Raw genomic sequence first — 234 nt, 5'->3', positions numbered from 1 at the left:
GTAAGAGGTGGCAGCAGCCGGCCAGGCGGACATGGCGCCCAGCTCGTTGATGCCGTCTTGCAGAGCCTGACCCTGCTTGTCTTCCTTGTAGTAGGCGACGATGTCGCGGTCTTGCGGGGTGTACTGCTGACCGTGCGGGCTGTGGATACCGATCTGGCGGAACAGGCCTTCCCTACCGAAGGTACGTGCTTCGTCAGCCAGGATCGGGACGATGCGCTTGCCGATGGACTTGTC

At 62.4% G+C, this 234-nt stretch carries 1 protein-coding gene; it reads right to left on the bottom strand.

What is annotated here, in order from left to right; genetic code table 11:
* Positions 1-234, bottom strand: a 234-nt coding sequence (locus ACVDHI_RS20845) for a hypothetical protein (RefSeq protein ID WP_447212482.1), incomplete at both ends; no start/stop codon positions are given.

It is taken from the genome of Aeromonas sp. 25-248 (assembly GCF_053005425.1).
This window is presented reverse-complemented; position numbering and strand designations above follow the sequence as displayed.